Source organism: Kitasatospora sp. NPDC059146, assembly GCF_042786665.1.
Classification (GTDB): Bacteria; Actinomycetota; Actinomycetes; order Streptomycetales; family Streptomycetaceae; genus Kitasatospora.
Genome location: NZ_JBHZCY010000263.1, coordinates 1 through 1,936, shown reverse-complemented (window position 1 = coordinate 1,936; position 1,936 = coordinate 1). Strand labels below are relative to the sequence as shown.

The following is a 1,936-nucleotide window of genomic DNA, read 5'->3' as shown; positions in this document are numbered from 1 at the left end:
GTCAGCTGTCAGCGCGGAACGCCCCGTGGACCCGCAGGTCGCCCTTGACCGAGACCTGCCCGTCATTGGTGTGCACGATCCACTCCTGTCCGTTGCGGACCGACAGGTGCCCGTTGGCGTTCACCTTGCCCTGGAAGCGCGACTCGCCCTGGACCCGCAGCATCGCCTTGGTGCTGAGGTCCCCGGCGACCGTGAGCGTGCGCCAGGCGTTCAGGTCGCCCTCGGCCTCCAGGCCGCCGTGGACGATCAACCGCGGCGGGCCGTCCTGGGTCTCCAGCACGTTGTCGACGGTCAACCCGCCCTGGAGGGTGAGGCGTTCCCTGACCTGGGCACGGCGGGTGACCAGGTCGTTGAGGTCCGCCTCGCCGGCGGTGACGGTCCCCCAGTCCGTGCCGCCGTCCTTGCGGACCTCCACCCCGGACTGCGGGAACTCCAGCCAGCCCTTGGCCCCGGCACGGTCCCCCACCCAGCCGGTGTTGACCCCGGCCGCGCTGACCGTCTCCACCGTGACGATCCCGAGGTCGCCGCCGCTGCCGTGGCCGACCCTGATCCCGCCGGGCGGGAACTCGATCCGCCCGGCGTCGTCGTCGTGGCCCCGGACCGACCCGGCGGTGACCGTGCCGATCGCCGCCTCCGCGGCCCGCAGCTCCACGGCGTCCACCTGCCGTGCCTCCACCGTCACGGCCTCCACCCCGGCGGCCGCCAGGGTGCCCAGCGCATCGGCCTCGTCGCGGATCTGGGCGCCCTGCCCGGTGAAGGTGATCCGCCCGCGCGCCGTCGTCGTGCCCCGGACCCACGGGGTGTGCACCCCGGCCGTCGCGGTCACCGCCTCGAACTCGGGGCTGCGCAGGTGCACGGTGGTGGTGAGGAAGTACCCCGGCTGCGCGCGCCCCGGGAGGGTGGCCGTCAGGGTGTACGTGGCGTCCCGCTTCGGCTCCTCGCCCGCCTTCGGCGCCCACTCCCAGCCCGCCCCGGTCCGCTGCGGGACGGGCACCGAGAGGCCGTCCGGGCCCTGGATCCGGTACTCCAGGTTCGCCGGGCCGTCCCAGCGCAGGACGACGTCCGCGCCACCCGCCACCAGGGACTCCTGCGGGCGGAAGTTGCGCGGCACCTTGGGCAGTTGCTTCACCAGGCCCAGGGTCACCGGGTTGCGCTGCGCCCTGGAGCAGTTCGCCGCCCGCTCCGTCACCTGGAGCAGGACCAGCCCCGGCTTGTCCGAGACCGGGAAGCCGTCCAGCACCAGGACGAGTGAACCGGCTTCCCGGAAGAGCGAGTTGGGGCGGGGAGTGACGGTCAGCACGCCGTTGCCGTCGTCCCAGACCGCCGTCGGGTCCTCCCCCGCCCGGGTCGCGTTGTTCTGGGCGATCCGGGCGTTGATCGACTTCGGGTGCGCGGTCAGGTCCCCCTCCCGCTGGCCGCAGGGCACCCGCAGCTCGATGGAGTACCAGATCACCTCGTCCGGGGTCGGGTTGGAGACGACGAGGTAGACCGATCCGTTGGGCTCCTCGCCCGCCTCCGGCACCTGGAGCGGGGCCGGATCGGTGAGGAGTTCGTAGCTCAGAGCAGCCATCGTTGAAGACCCCCTGTGTCTGCTGTGCGGGCACTCGCCCCCACGGGCGCAGCCCTGTGGCTCAGCACCCTCCCTCCGGACGGCGGCCCGGGAGCTCCGATTCCGGGCCACCGTCGCGAAGCAGCCCCGCATTTGGCCGAAACCCCGGAGCGGGGAAAGCCACCGTCGGCGCCGCAAGCGGCTATGCGCTGCTCACAGTTGCTTGTAGTTTGGGATCCATGAACAGTTGTGAGCAGTGTGGGAGATGCGCGTGACCGTCATCGATCATCTCGCCCTGTCCGGCGCCCGGCTCGTCCTGCCCGGCGGGGTCGTCGACGGCGGCCGCCTGGCCGTCCAGGGCGAGCGCATCGCCGCCCTCTCCCCCGC

The 1,936-nt window shown here is 72.8% G+C and carries 1 protein-coding gene; it reads right to left on the bottom strand.

Going from position 1 to position 1,936, the window contains the following annotated elements:
- Nucleotide 1: 1 nt before the first annotated feature.
- Entirely contained in the window at nucleotides 2-1,570 is a 1,569-nt protein-coding gene (locus ACFXPX_RS43800) for a hypothetical protein (RefSeq protein ID WP_380645113.1), read from the bottom strand.
- Nucleotides 1,571-1,936: the final 366 nt, after the last annotated feature.